Raw genomic sequence first — 16,766 nt, 5'->3', positions numbered from 1 at the left:
TCGTGACCACCCAGCAGTCTCCCGTCCCGCACGGCTCGCCCTTCGATACCGAGGGTGAACGCGCTCCGCTCTACACCCCGGAGTTCGCGGCCGACCCACATCGCGCATATCGGGACATGCGCCGCAAGTATGGTTCGCTGGTGCCGGTGGATCTGGCTCCCGACACCCCCGCGACCCTGGTGATCGGCTATCGCGCCGCGGTGCGAATTCTGCACGATCCCGAGCACTTTCCGCGCGATCCGCGCACCTGGCAGAAGAACGTCGCACCGGACTGTCCGGTCCTACCGATGATGGATTGGCGCCCAAGCGTTTTGCACAGCAACGGCGCAGTGCACGCGCGCTATCGGGAGGCCGTGAACGCGGCCATCGAGGCGGTCGACCTGCACGCACTGCACACCACGGTCGCCGAGATCGCCATCCCGCTGATCAACGCGTTCTGCACGACCGGATCGGCCGATTTGATCAGCCAGTACGCACTCCCACTCGCCTTCACCGCGATCAATGCCGTCCTCGGTTGTCCGCCCGAAATCGGCGGCCGCACCGCACTCGGCCTGGCGGCGATGTTGGATACGGTCAACGCTGCCAAGGGAAATGAGCTCGTACACGAGGCATTGACGGAACTGATCGCACTCAAGAAGGCCGAACCCGGCGACGACATCACGACCCGACTACTACAACACCCTGTCGGTCTGGACGATCTCGAGGTGCTCGAACATGTCATGCTCCTCTACGGGGCGGGCATCGAACCGGCCCAGAATCTGATCGCCAACACCTTGCTGCTGATGCTCACCGACGAGCGCGTCGCCGACAATATGCTGGGCGGCAGCCTGTCCACCCGCGACGCGCTGGACCGAGTGCTCTTCACCGACCCACCGCTGGCGAACTACTGCATCACCTATCCGCGGCAGCCCATCCTGATCGACGAAATGTGGCTGCCCCCAAACCAACCCGTCCTCATCAGCATGGCGGCCTGCAATAACGACCCCGAAATCGTCGGCGAGCACACCGGCAACCGCTCCCATCTGGCATGGAGCGCGGGCCCGCACGCCTGCACCGCAAACTCCATGGCGTACTTGATAGCTCAGGACGCGATCGACCAGTTACTCGACGCGATACCGGAACTCGGACTCGCCACCCCAGCGGCCGACCTCACCTGGCGACCGGGCCCATTCCACCGCGCACTGACCGCCCTGCCAGTGACATTCCCGAAGTCACCGCCGTGGAGCATCTGACAGCGCCTCGGCCGCAGCAGCCGCGATAGCACCGGCAACCCCACTGAGCGCAGGCGAATCGACCTTCCACTGCTGCCAATAAAGTGGCACATCGATATACGAATCCCCATCGATGGGCACGAAGGCCCGACTTCCCCGAGTCTGCAGATCCGGCAACATCCCCCACCCCAGCCCGATCCGAACCGCCTCCGCATAACCCGCCGCCGACGGCACATAATGCCGCGGCGGATCCACCGGCTGCCCACACCGCCGCCGCAGATGTCGATCCTGCAGATCATCTTTGCGATCGAAAAGCACAACCGGCGCAACGGAATACGCCTCGGCAGTCGGCCCATCCGCGAACCAGGTCCGCGCGAATCGCGGATTCGCCATGGGCCGATAGCGCATGGCGCCGAGCCGCTCCACCCGGCATCCCTGCACCGCCGCGGCGGTGGCGGTGATCGCGGCCATCACCGTCCCGTCGCGCAGTAGTCGAGTCGTATGCTCCTCGTCCTCGCGATGTATCTCGAAACACACACCGGGTGGGACCTGCCGCAGCGCGGGCATCACCCACGTTTCCAGCGAATCGGCATTGACCGCGATCGGCACCCGGATCGGCCGATCCACGGGTCGATCGGTATCGCCGAGTTCGCGTGCGGCGTCGCCGGCGAGCAGTTCGATCTGCCGCGCCAACCGCAGCACGGCGAGCCCGGATTCGGTGGGCCGCACCGGTTTTGTGCGCTGCAGCAATATGCGACCGGCCGCATCCTCGAGCGCCTTGATGCGTTGACTGATCGCCGATGGCGTGACACGCAGACTGCGCGCGGCCGCATCGAAGGTGCCCTCGGTGACCGCCGCATTGAGCGCGCGGAGCTGATCGAGCTGCAGGTCCATTAAGAAATTGTAAAGGTACTTCAGAACCTTTAGCTGGTCTGGTGCGATCTGCGGCTCTAGCGTCGATGCATGTGACGGCATCATCGGCGGCCCTGGCGGCCATCTCGGGACTCGGCTTCGGACTCTCCTTGATCGTGGCGATCGGCGCGCAGAACGCTTTCGTCCTGCGACAAGGTCTGCGCGGTCAGCATGTGCTCGCGGTGGTCGCGGTCTGCACCGTGTCGGACATCGTGCTTATCGCCGCGGGAGTCGGCGGGTTGGGCGTCGTGGTCGAATCCGCACCCGTGCTGCTGACGGTGATCCGCTACGCCGGAGCCGCATTTCTACTCGGCTACGGCATTCTCGCCGCCCGCCGCGCCTTCGCGGCATCGAGCCTGACCGCCGAGTCCACCGGCGCCACCGTCGCACTCGGCGCGACCGTCCTCACCTGCCTGGCCCTGACCTGGCTCAACCCGCACGTCTACCTGGACACGGTGCTGCTGCTCGGCTCCTTCGCCAATACCTACACCAGTCCGGACCGCTGGTTCCTCGGCGCGGGCGCGATGGTCGCCAGCATCATCTGGTTCACCTCGCTCGGCTACGGCGCCCGCAAACTCGGCCCGCTGTTCGCCCGTCCGATTGCCTGGCGCGTGCTCGATTCGGTGATCGCGGCCGTGATGTTCTGCCTTGCGCTGGGCCTATTGCTCACCGGCTAAGCTGGCATAACTGCAACGCCGGGGGATCGGCTCGCGATCAGTACCTGACTGGTTCGGCCGAAGCAGGGTGGGGGTCGCCGCCCCGGCGGGAGAGGTGGGCAGGCAGTGAATTATCCATACGGGGAGCAGCCGCGGCAGGATCCGGCGCCGTGGGGGCAGCCGGCGGACTATCCGGCTCAGCAGGGCTGGGCGCAGACGGGCTACCCGATGGGGTATCCCAGCGCGCCGACACCGGGCCCGCCGCCGAAATCGAAGACCGGTGTGGTCGTCGCGGTGGTGCTCGGGCTGGTCGCGGTGCTCGCCGTGGTCGGCGTAGGGCTGGTCGTCATCAGCGCGCGAGTCAAGGACCAACCGCAGGCGTCGGATGCCACCGCCACCGTCGTCCCGGCGACGAGCGCGGCGCGCACGAGCACCCCGCGAACGACCACGACAACGTCGCGCCCGGGCCAGCCGTCCTCGGGCAAGCTCACCTACAGCGACTTCGCCGGCGACTGGAATTTCAAGTTCGACAGCGTGGAGTTGCACGCCGACTGGGTCGAGGGCCGCGACCACGCCAACTGCCGCGATTTCGAGGTGAACGGCAAGCTCAGCGGCCTGGGCTGCGAGTACGCCGCCGAAATGGTGTACCGGGCCGAGGGCGGCGGGCTGAAGATCACCCAATTCGTCATGGCGATGTCGACCGAGGGCCAAGCCACCGCCGCGCTCGGCAAGTTCACCGATGAGGACCTGCACCTGCGTCCGGGCACCTATATCGATAATTTCGTCACCGGCAAATGGCGCGATGGGACCGAGAAGGAGTTCGTCGTGGTCACGGTGGCCACCGCCAACGCCGGCGTTGCCGCGGACACGGTCAAGAAGTATCTGCAGTACCGGCACGCGGATACGCTCGGCGCACTGGCCTTCCGCTAGCCATGAACCGCCCGCAAGCCTGTGGCAGTGTCGATGTCATGCGATTGCGAAGCTGGAAGACGACCGCCGCGATCTGCGCGTGGGGCATGTTGCTCGGCGGATGCGCGCACGACGCATCGGGTTCATCGGCGCGCACCACGACGCCGCAGGTCGGCGACGAACCGGCGACCTCCCCGCCGCGCTTCATCGCCGATGACCGCGTAGTTGTGATCGATCCCGGTCACAATGGCGGCAATGCCGCACAGCCCGGCGAGATCAACCGTCAGGTGCCGGACGGTCGCGGAAAAACCAAAGCGTGCAACACCACCGGCACGTCGGCCACCGATGGCTATACCGAACACGAATTCAACTGGGATGTCGCGATCCGTGTCCGGGATGCTTTGGCCGCCCGCGGAATTCGTGTCGTGCTGACCCGCGGCGACGATGCGGGCCTAGGCCCGTGCGTCGACGAGCGCGCCGCCATCGGAAACCGCAGTGGCGCAGCGGCTGTCGTCTCGATCCATGCCGACGGCGCCGCCGCGGGCGCACACGGCTTCCATGTCGCGTACTCGTCGCCGCCACTGAACCCGGCGCAGAACGAGCCGTCGCAGCGACTGGCAACGACCTTGCGCGACAACATGATCGGGTCCGGCTTCGTGCCGTCGACCTATGTCGGTTCCGACGGCATGAACCCGCGCGCGGATCTGGCGGGTCTCAACCTGTCCGAACGTCCGGTCGCATTGGTCGAGTGTGGAAATATGCGCGATCCGGGTGACGCCGCGCTGATCGAATCGCCCGACGGTCGGGCGAGGTACGCGGGCGCCATCGCCAATGCGATCGTCGCCTTCCTGGGGTAGTTGCCTAAACCGTGATCGGGATCACTATCTGTTAGCTGTGCGCCCCTATCGACACTGAGTTAACGGCGTTACGCTAACGCTGTTTACCCAGGGGCAGTCGAACTAGGGGAGATCGCTCATGCTCGTACGGATCGCACATCTGGCCACCAGGCATCCGCGGACGATCCTGCTCGCCGCCGCACTATTGGCCGTACTCTGCGGCGCATTCGGCGCCACGGTGACCTCGCAGATGAAGACCGGTGGTTTCACCCCCGACGATGCTGAATCGTCGCAGGTCGCCAAGTTGATCGCCGATAACTTCGGCGGCGCGGAACCCAACCTCATTCTGCTGGTTCGCGATGATGCCGGTGCGGACAGCCCGGCTGCCAAGGCCGCGGGCACGAAGGTGGTCGACACCCTGCGCTCGCGCGGCGATGTGATCGGCATCCAGTCCTATTGGAACGCGCCGCAGTCGCTGTCGTCCGCATTGCGCAGCAAGGACGGTAAGAGCGCGCTGGTGCTCGGCTATATCACCGGCGAGGAGTCCGTGGCCCAAAAGGCTGCCGGTGCGATCGCCGACGATGTCACCGGAACCTATGACGGCGTCAGCGTCGATCAGGGCGGCCTCAGCTCCATCTACCACGACTCGAACGAGCAGATCACCCACGATCTCGCGGTCGCCGAGAGCGTGGCCATCCCACTGTCGTTCATCGTGTTGATTCTGGTGTTCGGCAGCCTGGTCGCGGCCTTCCTGCCGCTGGCCGTCGGCATCTTCGCGATCTTGACCACCCTGGCGATCCTGCGCACCCTCACGGTCTTCACCGATGTGTCGATCTATGCGCTGAACTTGACCACGGCACTCGGTCTTGCCCTCGCGATCGACTACAGCCTCTTCATTGTCAGCCGCTACCGCGAGGAACTCGGCAATGGACTCGATGTCGAGGCGGCGGTGGTGCGCGCGGTGCAGACCGCGGGACGCACGGTGCTGTACTCCGCACTGACCGTCGCGCTGTCGGTGGCCGCGCTGGGCGTTTTCAATCTGTACTTCCTGAAATCCTTTGCCTACGCCGGCGTTGCGGTGGTCGTCGCGGCCGCCGCCGCATCGATCCTTATCCTGCCCGCGGTATTGATGGTGCTCGGACACCGCGTGAATGCGTTGGATCTGCGAAAGCCGTTGGGGCGCTTGCTTGGCCGGGACCTGCACGCCCAGCGCGCACCCGAGCAGACCTTCTGGTACCGCACCGTCCAGTGGGTGATGCGCCATGCCGCACCGGTCGCCATCGCGATCATCGTGCTGATGCTGGCGATCGGATCCCCGTTCCTCGGCGTGAAATTCGGCTATCCGGACGATCGAGTACTCAATGCGGGCGCCGCCACCAGCAGTCGCACGGTCGGCGACGCACTGCGCTCGGACTTCCAATCCAATGCCGCGACCAATGTCAGCGTGGTGCTCGACGACTACCACGGAAATGCTGCCGCCATCGGCGATTACGCCGCAGCGCTGTCGAAGGTGGAAGGCGTGTCCGGAGTGCTCTCGGGTCCTGGCCTGTACGCAGGCGGCATGAGGGTGGCGCCGGGATCGCCGCAGATGACGAACGATACCGGCGCATTCCTCACCGTCGAGACGACAGTCGATCCCTTCATCTCCGCGGGTAAGACGCAACTGGACCGGCTTCGCGATGTCCCGAGCCCGGGACCGGCGCTGTTCGGCGGCAGCGCCGCGATCAACCGCGACTCCCTCGACGCACTGGGTGCGCGACTCCCGCTGGCCGGTGGCCTGATTGTGCTCGCTTCCTTCGTGGTGCTGTTCCTGTTCACCGGCAGTGTGCTGCTGCCGCTGAAAGCTCTTGCCCTCAATACGCTTTCGCTGACCGCCGCGTTCGGCGCGATGGTCTGGATCTTCCAGGACGGACACTTGTCCAGCGTTTTCGGCAATGACGCGACCGGATATCTGGTCCCGACCATGCCGATCCTGATGTTCTGTCTCGCCTTCGGAATGTCGATGGACTACGAGGTATTCCTGCTCTCGCGCATTCGCGAGGAGTGGCTGGCCTCGGGACGCACCGCCGCGGACAACACTCGCGCGGTGGCGCTGGGTGTCGCGCGCACCGGCCGGATCTTCACCGCGGCCGCACTATTGATGGCCATCGTGATGGCCGCCATGGTCACCTCGAAGGTATCGTTCATCCAGATGACCGGCCTGGGGCTGACTTTGACAGTGCTCGCGGACGCAACGCTGATCCGCGGCCTGCTCGCGCCCGCACTCATGCGGCTGCTCGGCACCGTGAACTGGTGGGCCCCCGCGCCACTCGCCCGGCTGCATGCCAAGATCGGCCTGAGTGAGGGCGAAACCGTGCCTGGCACAACCGAATCCGATAAACACCAACTAGCCGGACGAATGTGAATTTTACCCGTAGGCAGCGTTCGGCACGTGGCTCCGGTGCGGAGCTACGCGCCGAAATCCTCGACGTCACAAAGAAACTGCTGGCCGATGCCGGTCACGTCGACGCGGTTTCCATCCGCGAGATCGCCAAGATCGTCGGTGTCACCCCGCCGTCGATCTACCGCCATTTCGCGGACAAGGATCAACTGATCGAGTCGGTGGTGGCCCAGGTCTTCGAAGATCTGGACGCGGAAATGCTGGCCGCATCCGATCCGAACGATTCGCCTGTGGAGCGTCTGCGTCAGCAGGGGCAGGCGTATGTCCGGTTCGCCAGGGAGCATCCGGAGCAGTACCGCTTGGCCATGACGCCCGGCGAGACGGCAGGCGCGGTCGACCAGGTGCTGACCAGCAGTGCCTTCGCCCAACTCGCGGCGACCGTCACCGAATGCATGAACCTCGGCCTGATCACGCCAGGTGATCCGGTGCCGGTCGTCTTGGAGCTGTGGTCGAGTGTGCACGGCATTGCTTCGCTGCTGATCGCGAAACCCTATCTGCCGTGGGGCGATGTGGAGGCGTTCGCCGATCGCGTACTGCGCTCGATCTGCGTCGGGCGGGTTGTCATCGATAACGTGCTCGGCGAAGACATGTCCCCCGACGCCGTCGCCGAGTGGGCGGTGGCGAACCGTCGGGTGCCCTGAGCCGCGCACAGCGCCGCGAAGGCGAGAGTGGCGGCTACTGTGCGGACCGCATGGGAGAGCTGCCAACGATCACGGATGGTTGCCCAGTCGCCGGGCGGCATGGTGACGATCCAGTCGCGCTGGTCGGCATTGATCGGCAGGTTGACGATGACCGTCAGGATCAGGACGCTCGCGAGGAGGGCGAACGCGATGGTCGGGAGCCAGCGGGTCGGGCCGCGGTCGCGGAAGCGGGCCGCGATGATGAGAGCCGTGGCGATCAGGGCAGGTAGCAGGGTGACGGTGGCGAGTACGTCGAGCCATTCCAGTTCGATCTGCCTGACCTGGGTATAGACGGCTGCGGTTGCGTCGCGCATCGATAGTTCGAGGACGAGGACGGCGATCAGGAATCCGGCGAAGACGCCGCTGAATATCTGGGCGGCGAAATTGGCGATTATGCGCATGGTCCGCACTCAATTCCGGAACGCGGCAGCGTTATCAGCGGCCCACTCGGCGAAAGTTCTTGTGCGGCCGAGGATCTTCTCGACATCGTTGGTAACCGGTGCAGGTTGGCCGACGCCATCGGCGTAGCGGGTCAGCAGGGAGTCGACGAAATCCTCGGGAAAGCCGCGCGCCACCATGCCTTGCCGCACCACGGCGGCGGGGACTTCCTCATAGCGCAAGGGCCTACTGATGACCTCGCCGATGATCCGAACCATATCCGCATGGGTAAGTGATTGGGGCCCGGTCAATTCCACTCGTTGACCCAGCAGATCGTCGGTCAGGAAGGCATGCGCCGCGACCGCCGCGATATCCCCTTCGTGTAGCGGACTCTCGGCGAATTCGGCATAGGGCCCGCGCACCACATCACCCGCCCGGATCTGGGCATTCCAGCCGCTCTGCACGACGTTCATGGCAAAGCTGCTGGCGCGCAGGCTCACCCACTCCAGACCGCTGTCCACCACCGCCTGCTCGGCCTCTCTGTTCCGGTCGCCGCGGAAACGGGACGGCTGTGCGTCGAGTGGGTCGTCGATATTGATGGCCGAGAGGGCGACAAGCCGCCGCACACCACGCTTACCAGCCAGTTCCGCGAATTCGAAGGCCGCATCGCCCACGGCGCGTGGATGCAGGAATGCCGCGGACGCACCGTCGAGGGCGTCGGCAAGCGTGTCCGGCCAGGCCGGATCGCCGCCCACCACTTCGACACCGGCGGGCAGCGCGGCACTTTCTGGGTTTCGGGTGACGGCTCGTACTCGAACCCCTTGTGCGGCAAGCAGTTCGACTAGCGGGCGGCCGACGGTTCCGGTGGCTCCGGTGACAAGGATCATGACATCTCCATCTTTGAAAACCATATCGTATGAGTCTCATATTAGATTGATTGGAGTGTCATGATATATGATTTCCGTAACATCGAGCCGCGGCTGCGAGCCCGAGCGGAAGCTGCGTCCGAACTGTTGGACCGGCGCCCGAAGGCGGGCATGGTGTGGTCGGCGCTGCGACCGTGCGGTGAACCGGCTGGAACGGAATTACACGACCGCTCAGGACTCCAGGTCTGCGGACCGGATACTCAGTCGAACTCTGCGAGCCGAACGGCGTACGGCTGCGCGGCGAGCAGCGGCGGCAGTGAGGATCAGCGGCTGGAGGACAGCCACGACGCAGCTCGCGCCGTTGTCGTCGCGCGTCCGCGTTCGCTGATCTGCCAGCACCCGCTGTGCGAAATGGCGACGACCAGACCGCGTGCATGCAGCCGCGCCAGCGCACTGCGGGTGCTCCACCCCGTCAGCTGTGCCTGTCGCTGGATCTGAACCGCCGACAGCAGGCCGCCAGGACGAAGAATGCTCAGCACCACCGATTGTGCTGCCTGCCCGAACCTCATGCGTACTCCTCGAAAGGCTAGACATGCCGACGGTGTACGCGGAGCCGCCGACGCGCGCACACGCGGGAATGTCATAAAAGGTTAATAATCGACATCGCGTGATGTCAACAGCGTGTGATGTCAACATTATTGGGGCTTATGGGGATTCGGTCATGCCGACCGCCGCGGAGGAGCCCAGAGACGAGTCGCGAGCGCTGGCGCGGTCGTGAGCTCGCCGACCGTACGACGACCCGGCCTCGGCCAACAGCAAGAACTCTCGAATCCTCCACAGACGAACAGGTCGAGGCCAGTGCGGCTGAGCGATCGCACGCAGAGGCTGAGGGAGGGCCCAAGGGGTAGGCGGCGCGGCAATCCGCGCTGAAGCGTGCCCTCGGCTCGGTGGTATTCGCGACTTTCATGCCACCAAATCTGTTGTGCAGAGCGGCTTTCCGCGACAATAGCAACGGCCCCGCGTCGACGTCATGGTCGCGCGGGGCCGCTTTGTGGTGTTCGGTTTTGTCCAGCTCAGGCGGGGTGGTTGAACTCTCCGACGGTGACGCCAGCTGTGAAGGCATCCCATTCGCCCGGGCGAAGATCAGCGATGGGCCAGTCGGGTTCTTCGAGTCACGAACGCCGACGCTGCCTCCGTCGAGCCAGGCCACCTCGACGCATTCGGTCTGGCCGCTGCTGTGGCTGCTCTTGAAGGCGCGCCGACAATGCGGTGGAGTGCCACTGGGCGATATCGACGACCGCCCACCATCTGCGGCCTCGCCGAGGTCGAGTTGGCGCACCACCAGATGCGGCACACCGCGCGTGCCGGATCGAGCGGTGCGCGTGGAAATGGGCGGCCTACTACACACTTCGTACGGCACGGCCGGATCGCGCCGCAGGCGTTGAGCCCGCGCGAGCGAGCCCACCGGCGCGGCATCGCTTTCCCGGCCGAGACCATCGAGCGCTGCCTGCCCATCGGTACGCCCGGACTCCAGACGTTCCAGCAGGTGCTCGACGGGCTCGCGCATCTAGCACTGCCACCGACCCGTCCGGGCGAGGATCGCGGGCGGTGAATGACCATGGGCGCATGGCAAGTGGTGCGCAGTGTGCTCGCGGTCATCGGGGGCGGCGTGTTCGCGATGGTCGGGGTGGCGTGTGTGTGGCCGGTCGATCGGCCTGGCAGGCATCGGCCCGCCGCGAGTCGCCGCCGAAGTCCGGTCGAATGGCCGAAGGCATGGACGTGCGGCCCACCCTGGCACTGCGGCCGAGTCGCGTAAGTCCGGTGATCTCAGGGCGATCAGCAGGTCGGGTGGGGGTGCTGGCCCGCACGCCCAGCGGCGATCAGGAAAACGTCTTGTGCGGAACTCCCACGGTCAGACCGCCATCGATGACGAATTCAGCGCCCGTCGAATAGGACGCTTCATCGCTGGCCAGATAGGTCACCAACGCCGACACCTCGGACGGGTCAGCGCCGCGCCCCAGCGGGATCTGCAGGAAATCCTCCGGAATACCGTCGGTCATCGGTGTGCGGATCAGCCCCGGATGGATCGAATTCACCCGAATTCCGTACTGCGCCAACTCGAGTGCGGTCGACTTGGTGAGTCCGCGGACCGCGAATTTGGTTGCGGTGTACCCGTGCAGGCCGGGGCTGCCGCGCATGCCCTCGACCGAGGAAATATTGATGACCGAACCGCCGCCCGCCTCGATCATCGCGGGGGTCGCGGCCTGCATGCCGAGGAAGGTGCCGGTCAGATTGATATCGATGATCTTCTGCCACTCGGACAATTCGAAGTCGACGAGCAGGTTGCCATTGACGATCCCGGCATTGTTCACCAGGACGTTCAGCGCACCGAAGCGCTGCACGGCCTCGGCGACCGCATCCTGCCACTGCTGCTTCTCGCGCACGTCGAGGTGGACGTACGCGGCATTGTCGCCGATTTCCTTGGCCAGGGCCGCGCCCTCCTCGTCGAGGATGTCGCCGAGCACCACCCGCGCGTCCTCGGCCACCAGTGCCCGCGCGTGCGCGGCGCCCATGCCCCGCGCGCCGCCGCTGATCAGTGCCACCTTGCCGGTCAACCGCCCCATCGCGGCCTCCTCTCGATCTCGTCGACTTGCTGAAACACGTTACAGATGATTGCCGGTCGAATCTCGCCTCGGTATCGACCAGTGGGACTCGGCGCTACTGTGCGGTCTATGAGTGAACCGACCGTCTTCACCATGGAATCACTGCGCACCGCAGCGGGTACCGATCTCGGCGTGAGCCGCTGGATCGAGGTCCCCCAGGACCGCATCGACGCCTTCGCCGAGGCGACCGAGGACCGGCAGTGGATCCACATCGATACCGAGCGTGCCGCCACCGGCCCGTACGGCACCACCATCGCACACGGCTACCTCACTCTCTCCCTGCTCCCGCCGCTGATGGCCGACCTGATCGCCATCAAGGACGCCTCGGCGCGCCTCAACTACGGCCTGAACAAGGTCCGCTTTCCCTCGCCCGTGCCCGCCGGTTCCCGCATCCGCGGCCGCGCCCGGATCGTGAGTGTCGACGAGGTTCCCGGCGGCCTGCAGATCGTCATCCAGGCGACCATCGAACGCGAAGGCGGCGATAAGCCCGCCTGCATCGCCGAATACATCGTCCGCGCCCTCGCCTGAACCGGGTCCTATGGCATCATCGATGTAGAACGCGTTCTAATATTGCCGCGCGAGGAGGCCGACGATGACGAATCCGAATCCCGCGGTGGTGGCCATGCGGCGGTTCTCCCGGCGTTCGGGGGTGCCCGATATCGCGGAGGTGCCCGGCGGTCGGCTCGTCGAGCTGCCGGGGCGCGGGCGCACCTACGTCGTCGATATTCCGGGCCCTGCGGGCGCGCCGACCCTGATCCTGCTGCACGCCACTGCCTGCACGGGCTACCTGACCTGGTTTCCGGCGCTCGACGCGCTGGCCGAGCGTTACCGGGTGATCGTCTTCGATCAGCGCTGGCACGGCCGCGGTATCCGCTCGCAGCGGTTCTCGGTACAGGACTGTGCCGACGACGTCGTCGCGGTGGCGGACGCGCTCGGCATCGAGCGGGCGATCCTGGCCGGATACTCCCTCGGCGGTGTCGTGGCATTGCTTGCCGCACACCGGCATTCGGATCGGGTGAGTGGTCTGGTGCTGTGCGCGACGCCGTATCGGTTCCAGGAGAAGTTGCGCGAGCGCGCATTTCATCTGACCTTCGGCGCATTGGCCGGAGCCATCGGCCCCTACTCGTACCGCCGTGCCGCGGAGTACGTGGGCCGGTTACCCGAATTACCGGAGCACACCTGGGCCCCGGGAAAGCTGAATCGCTGGGCGCTCACCGAATTTCGCAGCAGCAGTGGTTGGGCCATGGCGCAGGTCATCGCCGAGGTCGGCCGATTCGATGCGACCGCTTGGCTTTCCGAGCTGAAGATGCCGACCGCCGTCGTGATCACGACGCGGGACCGTGCGATTCCGGTCTATCGCCAATTGGAGATGGCGACCATGATTCCCGGTGCGAGCATTCATCTGGTCAAGGCCGGTCACGCATCCTGCGTGCTCGAGGCCGACCGCTTCGTGCCGGTCTTGCTGGAGGCTTGCGCCGCCGTTGCCGCAAGGCAGAAATAGATTTCGAATGCGGCCCTGTCCGGCGGCGATGGCGAACAGGGCAGCGGTGGGCATCAGCCCAGATCGCGTGCCGCGGTCAGCAATTCATCGACGACGCCTGGGACCGCATCGGCGATCGCCTGCAGATCGGGCACCAGTTCCCGGCAGGCGATGAATCCGAAGTCCAGATCACCGCTATTGGACAGCGCGGTGACGGTCAGTCCCGCGCCATGGAAAACCGGCCCGAACGGATACATGCCCTCGACCCGAAGGCCGAGGAAATACAACGGCATCGGCGGGCCCGGCACATTCGACACCACGAGGTTGTGCACCACCGGATGCAACTCGGCCAGCTTCAGCGACGAGTAGACGCGCGCGGCCAACTGAAAGGTGTTCGGCGGAGCGTACTTCGACCAGTCCATCAGGAAATCCGCGCCGACGAATTCGTGTTCCTGTTTGGCGTCGCGGTTGGCCTCGGCCACCTGCCGCAGGCGCTCCACCGGATCGGCGATATCGGTGCCGAGCTGGGAGAACAGCGAGGAGACCTTGTTGATGCCCGCGGTGTGCCGGGAAGCGTCGTGCACCGACACCGGCACCGAGGCGATCAGCGATTTGTCGGGCAGCTCGTCGTGCTTCTCCAGATAGGTGCGCAGCACACCCGCCACGATGGTCAGGACGACATCGTTGATTTTCACATCGAAGGCGGCCTTGATTTCCTTGATCGCGGCGAGCTCGGCCTCGGCACAGGCCACCACACGATCCGGGCTGATCGCGCCGTTGAACGGGGTTCGTGGTGCGGTCAACGGTAAGGCCATGCCCGCCTGACTGTTTCGGCGTCGCTGCGCGAAACCGGCAACCATGCCAAGGGTTTTCGGCACCATGCCGACCAGGCCGAGCTTGTTGGGCAGGTTCAGCACCGCCTCGGCCGCCAGCTTCAAGTCACTGGGCTGCGGCTCGGCATGCCACTCCTCGGCCGGTTCGGGCTCGCTGAGACCTGGCTCCAGATCGCACAGATGCATCATCATGTTGGCGCCGGTAATGCCGTCCACGGCAGCGTGGTGGTACTTGCAGATCACCGCCAGTTTTCCGTCGGTCAGGTGCTCCACCACGCTCATCTCCCACAGCGGACGGCTGCGGTCCATCGGCACACTGGCGATCTCGCCGACCAAGTCCGCGAGTTCCCGGCGTTCCAGGGGGCGCGGCGTTTCGATGCGTCGGATGTGGTGGTCCAGATCGAAATCCGGGTCTTCCACCCAGACCGGATGATCGAGATTGAATGGCACCTCGTGGATTCGCCGCCGCATCTGCGGGATCAGCGGCAGTCTGCGGCCGAGTTCTGCTTTGAATTTTTCGAAGGTGTAGTGCGCGCCCCCTGCGGCGGGATCGAGGATCAGCAGTGCACAGACGTGCAGGTGCTGGGTCCCGGTCTCGAGGTACAGGAAGCTGGCATCCAATCCGGTGAGTCGCTCCATAGCCAAAGACTACTAGAACGTGTTCTAGTTTACTGCCGGATCGCGGGGATCTCGGTCACAGTGGAACTTTCTATTGTCAAGCAGGCTTTCCGTGCCGCATCTGCGCTGCCCAGGCATGTATGTAACCGAGGGTTTCACATATGTGTATGATCATTGCTACGGCCATGAAGGAAGGTACGCAACGTCGCGGGTCGTGGCTCTTTTCGAGCCGTGGCGCGGCGGGTGAGATCGAGGAGTATCGATGAAGCTACTTCGTAGGGTGCGGCAGGACGTCGATCCCGGTGAGGTTGCCCTCAACGCGCGCAATGTGCGGTTCGACTGGGTGGACACCCCATTGCACTGGATGCCCGCGGAACCCATCGCCTCGCATCTGATCAATGCCTTGAACCTGTTGCTGCCCGAGGGCGAGCGGATGTTCTGCGCCGCGTACTCCGACGCGCTGCCCTACGTCAAAGACGAGAAACTGCGCGAGGCCATGCTCGGCTTCATCGGCCAGGAATCCATACACGCGGAGACACATGACAAGGTGCTGCACGAGGTGCTCGCCGCGAACGGCATCGATCCGGAACCGTATGTGCGGCAGGCGGAATACCTGTTCCGGAAGTCGCTCGGGCCCAAGAGCGTCGATGGTGTCGCCCAGCGGCAGGTCATGGTGGAGCGACTGGCATTCATCGCCTGCCTGGAGCATTTCTTCGCCTACCTCGGCGATTGGGTGCTCAATGCCGATCTGGAGAAGTTCGGCGCCGACCCGCGAGTGGCCGACCTGTTCCGCTGGCACGGAGCCGAGGAGGTCGAACACCGGCACGTCGCCCACGATGTGGCCGTCTACTTCGGCGCAGGCTACGTGCGGCGAGCGGCGATCATGATGATCGTCTTCCCGATCTTCATCACGCTGGTGGTTCGCGGCACGAAATTCATGGTGCACCAGGATCCCGCGCTGCCGGACCTCGGTTATCCGCGCCTGATCACGCGCGTCTTCGGTTCGATGTGGCGCGGTGCGCTGCCCGGTGTGCCCTCGCTGCTGTGGAGCGCGCTGACGACATTCAAGCCCGGCTACAACCCGGAATCCGTCGGTTCGACCGCGCAGGCGGTGGCATATCTGGCCAAATCGCCTGCGGCGCAGGCGGTTGCGTCTTGAACTGGCGGCCGATGCCGGAGCAGCGGCCGGCCGATCTATTCGGTAAGCGCGAGCAGGATCGGGCGGTGCGGGTGCTCGACGCGGTCGCCTCGGCGCGGCTGCGGTGGACCACGATCATCAACCGCCGGGATCTGTCACCGCGCGCCGATGATCACCGGCTGTCGCTGGTGGTGACCGGTCGACGCATCGAGGCGCACGACCAGGATGTGGTGAGCCTGCGGCTGGAATCGCCGGACGCGCGCGAACTTCCGCCGTGGCGACCGGGTGCGCACCTCGATCTGGAGTTGCCTTCGGGTCGGTTGCGGCAGTACTCGCTGTGCGGTGATCCGGCCGATACCCGGGCATATCGGATTGCGGTGCGCCGCATTCCCGATGGCGGCGGCGGTTCGGTGGAGGTGCACGACGAACTGCCGGTCGGATCGCGCGTTGTGGTTCGTGGTCCGCGCAATGCGTTCCCGTTCGCGGTACCCGGTCACGGATCACCCGCCACCCGTTTACATTTCATCGCGGGCGGGATCGGGATCACCCCGATTCTGCCGATGGCGCGGCTGGCGATGCGGCTGGGGATCGACTGGTCGATGGTGTACACCGGGCGCAATCGCGACACGATTCCGTTTCTCGACGAGATCGCCGGATTCGGGGATCGGGTCACCGTGCGCGCCGATGACGAACACGGATTGCCCGATGCCGCAACGCTACTCGCTGGGGTCACCCCCGACACCGCGGTGTATTGCTGCGGCCCGGTCCCGATGACGAGCGCCGTCGCGGACGCCGTGCGCGAAATGCCCGGCGTCGAACTGCATTCCGAGCGATTCTCGCCGCCGCCGATCGTCGACGGTGTCGCATTCGAGATCGAATTCGCCTCCACCGGTGAAGTTGTCGAGGTGCCTGCGGATGAGTCGGCGCTGGCGACGATTCTGCGGAGCCGCCCGGATCGGCCGTACTCGTGTCGCCAGGGCTTCTGCCGGACTTGCAAGGTGCGGGTGCTCTCCGGTGAACCGGAGCATCGCGAGAGCGTGCTCACCGCGGCCGAGCACGAGGCGGGGGAGATGCTCGTCTGCGTCTCGCGTGCGCGGGGTGGGCGATTGGTTTTGGACCTGTGAGTAGGAACCTCGAGGAGATACG

Annotated in this window: 16 protein-coding genes and 2 pseudogenes; 11 read left to right on the top strand and 7 right to left on the bottom strand. The window is 65.4% G+C overall.

What is annotated here, in order from left to right:
• The first annotated feature begins 2 nt into the window (after positions 1–2).
• Positions 3–1,232 carry a cytochrome P450 gene (locus ACFYOW_RS21715; protein WP_387290530.1) on the top strand — a complete coding sequence of 410 codons (1,230 nt, stop codon included), beginning with the start codon at positions 3–5 and terminating at the stop codon, positions 1,230–1,232.
• Here the strand turns inward: ACFYOW_RS21715 and ACFYOW_RS21710 are convergent.
• On the bottom strand, positions 1,212–2,105 hold the full coding sequence (locus ACFYOW_RS21710; protein ID WP_387290528.1) for a LysR family transcriptional regulator ArgP: 894 nt from the start codon (positions 2,103–2,105) through the stop codon (positions 1,212–1,214). The two genes, ACFYOW_RS21715 and ACFYOW_RS21710, sit on opposite strands and share 21 nt — an antisense overlap.
• Positions 2,106–2,170: 65 nt before the next feature.
• Here ACFYOW_RS21710 and ACFYOW_RS21705 point away from each other — a divergent pair, with 65 nt between their 5' ends.
• The 5 genes from ACFYOW_RS21705 to ACFYOW_RS21685 all read left to right on the top strand — a co-directional run bounded on the left by ACFYOW_RS21705 (position 2,171) and on the right by ACFYOW_RS21685 (position 7,605).
• Positions 2,171–2,800: a LysE/ArgO family amino acid transporter gene (locus ACFYOW_RS21705; protein WP_387290526.1), complete on the top strand. Its 630-nt coding sequence runs from the start codon at positions 2,171–2,173 to the stop codon at positions 2,798–2,800.
• Positions 2,801–2,905: 105 nt separating this feature from the next.
• Positions 2,906–3,709, top strand: coding sequence for a hypothetical protein (locus tag ACFYOW_RS21700; protein ID WP_387290523.1), 804 nt, complete (start codon positions 2,906–2,908; stop codon positions 3,707–3,709).
• A gap of 38 nt (positions 3,710–3,747) precedes the next feature.
• Positions 3,748–4,545 (top strand): N-acetylmuramoyl-L-alanine amidase, encoded by a 798-nt coding sequence (locus ACFYOW_RS21695; protein WP_387290521.1) that lies wholly within the window; start codon positions 3,748–3,750, stop codon positions 4,543–4,545.
• Positions 4,546–4,663: 118 nt separating this feature from the next.
• Positions 4,664–6,928, top strand: coding sequence for an MMPL family transporter (locus tag ACFYOW_RS21690; RefSeq protein WP_387290518.1), 2,265 nt, complete (start codon positions 4,664–4,666; stop codon positions 6,926–6,928).
• On the top strand, positions 6,925–7,605 hold the full coding sequence (locus tag ACFYOW_RS21685) for a TetR/AcrR family transcriptional regulator (protein ID WP_387290516.1): 681 nt from the start codon (positions 6,925–6,927) through the stop codon (positions 7,603–7,605). The genes ACFYOW_RS21690 and ACFYOW_RS21685 overlap by 4 nt, the downstream gene beginning before the upstream one ends.
• A 26-nt stretch (positions 7,606–7,631) precedes the next feature.
• Here the strand turns inward: ACFYOW_RS21685 and ACFYOW_RS21680 are convergent.
• From ACFYOW_RS21680 to ACFYOW_RS21665, 4 genes and pseudogenes are all read right to left on the bottom strand, one after another.
• A pseudogene (locus ACFYOW_RS21680) lies at positions 7,632–7,958 on the bottom strand (anthrone oxygenase family protein); the annotation flags it as partial.
• 96 nt (positions 7,959–8,054) lie between these two features.
• A complete protein-coding gene (locus tag ACFYOW_RS21675; protein ID WP_387290514.1) occupies positions 8,055–8,909 on the bottom strand; it encodes an SDR family oxidoreductase in 855 nt (284 codons plus the stop codon).
• Between the two features lie 302 nt (positions 8,910–9,211).
• Positions 9,212–9,457, bottom strand: a complete 246-nt coding sequence (locus ACFYOW_RS21670; RefSeq protein ID WP_387290512.1) for a hypothetical protein — start codon at positions 9,455–9,457, stop codon at positions 9,212–9,214.
• A gap of 504 nt (positions 9,458–9,961) precedes the next feature.
• A pseudogene (locus ACFYOW_RS21665) lies at positions 9,962–10,179 on the bottom strand (DUF397 domain-containing protein).
• Between ACFYOW_RS21665 and ACFYOW_RS21660 the strand changes: the two are divergent.
• On the top strand, positions 10,153–10,500 hold the full coding sequence (locus ACFYOW_RS21660) for a hypothetical protein (RefSeq protein WP_387291444.1): 348 nt from the start codon (positions 10,153–10,155) through the stop codon (positions 10,498–10,500). The pseudogene ACFYOW_RS21665 and the gene ACFYOW_RS21660 overlap by 27 nt on opposite strands.
• A 268-nt stretch (positions 10,501–10,768) precedes the next feature.
• On the opposite strand, the gene ACFYOW_RS21655 is transcribed toward ACFYOW_RS21660, so the two are convergent.
• Positions 10,769–11,512: a glucose 1-dehydrogenase gene (locus tag ACFYOW_RS21655; protein WP_387290510.1), complete on the bottom strand. Its 744-nt coding sequence runs from the start codon at positions 11,510–11,512 to the stop codon at positions 10,769–10,771.
• Positions 11,513–11,620: 108 nt separating this feature from the next.
• Here ACFYOW_RS21655 and ACFYOW_RS21650 point away from each other — a divergent pair, with 108 nt between their 5' ends.
• Together ACFYOW_RS21650 and ACFYOW_RS21645 are read left to right on the top strand one after the other, a co-directional pair.
• A complete protein-coding gene (locus ACFYOW_RS21650) occupies positions 11,621–12,079 on the top strand; it encodes a MaoC family dehydratase (protein WP_387290508.1) in 459 nt (152 codons plus the stop codon).
• Between the two features lie 64 nt (positions 12,080–12,143).
• Entirely contained in the window at positions 12,144–13,052 is a 909-nt protein-coding gene (locus tag ACFYOW_RS21645; protein WP_387290506.1) for an alpha/beta fold hydrolase, read from the top strand.
• A 53-nt stretch (positions 13,053–13,105) separates the two neighbouring features.
• Here the strand turns inward: ACFYOW_RS21645 and ACFYOW_RS21640 are convergent, their stop codons facing one another.
• On the bottom strand, positions 13,106–14,503 hold the full coding sequence (locus ACFYOW_RS21640; RefSeq protein ID WP_387290505.1) for a wax ester/triacylglycerol synthase family O-acyltransferase: 1,398 nt from the start codon (positions 14,501–14,503) through the stop codon (positions 13,106–13,108).
• 241 nt (positions 14,504–14,744) lie between these two features.
• Here ACFYOW_RS21640 and ACFYOW_RS21635 point away from each other — a divergent pair, with 241 nt between their 5' ends.
• Both ACFYOW_RS21635 and ACFYOW_RS21630 read left to right on the top strand, forming a co-directional pair.
• Positions 14,745–15,641, top strand: coding sequence for a metal-dependent hydrolase (locus ACFYOW_RS21635; protein ID WP_387290502.1), 897 nt, complete (start codon positions 14,745–14,747; stop codon positions 15,639–15,641).
• An 11-nt stretch (positions 15,642–15,652) separates the two neighbouring features.
• Positions 15,653–16,744, top strand: a complete 1,092-nt coding sequence (locus ACFYOW_RS21630) for a PDR/VanB family oxidoreductase (RefSeq protein ID WP_387290500.1) — start codon at positions 15,653–15,655, stop codon at positions 16,742–16,744.
• Positions 16,745–16,766 lie beyond the last annotated feature (22 nt).

Source organism: Nocardia sp. NPDC006982, assembly GCF_042869435.1.
Lineage (GTDB): Bacteria > Actinomycetota > Actinomycetes > Mycobacteriales > Mycobacteriaceae > Nocardia.
The sequence above is the reverse complement of the archived record's forward strand: the minus strand, read 5'-3'. Positions and strand labels throughout refer to the sequence as shown.